The 581-nt window shown below is 62.8% G+C and carries 1 protein-coding gene; it reads left to right on the forward strand.

Annotated features, from left to right (window positions below; translation table 11 throughout):
* A partial coding sequence (locus BK660_RS31530; protein ID WP_148057535.1) for a Lon-insertion domain-containing protein occupies positions 1-581 on the forward strand: 581 nt, incomplete at both ends.

Raw genomic sequence — 581 nt, forward strand, 5'->3', positions numbered from 1 at the left:
GCCCAGCTGTTGAAAACACGGACTTCGGAAGAAGGCATGGCGCCGCTGACTGCCGACGCAGTAGCGCGCCTGGCGACTTACAGCGCACGTCTGGCCGAACACCAAGGGCGTTTGTCGGCGCGAATTGGCGATCTGTTCCAGTTGGTCAGCGAAGCGGATTTCATCCGTCACTTGGCCGGCGATGAAATGACCGATGCCGGGCACATCGAACGTGCGCTGAAAGCCAAAGCCACGCGCACCGGGCGGGTGTCGGCGCGAATTCTCGACGACATGCTCGCCGGGATCATCCTGATCGACACCGATGGCGCGGCGGTCGGCAAGTGCAACGGTCTGACCGTGCTCGAGGTCGGCGACTCGGCGTTTGGTGTGCCGGCGCGGATTTCCGCCACGGTGTATCCGGGCGGCAGCGGCATCGTCGACATCGAGCGTGAGGTCAACCTTGGGCAGCCGATTCACTCCAAAGGCGTGATGATCCTCACCGGGTATCTGGGCAGCCGTTACGCTCAGGAATTCCCGCTGGCGATTTCCGCGAGCATCGCACTGGAGCAATCCTACGGTTACGTCGATGGCGACAGTGCGTC

This window comes from Pseudomonas brassicacearum (genome assembly GCF_003732265.1).
In the GTDB taxonomy this organism is placed as follows: domain Bacteria; phylum Pseudomonadota; class Gammaproteobacteria; order Pseudomonadales; family Pseudomonadaceae; genus Aquipseudomonas; species Aquipseudomonas brassicacearum_D.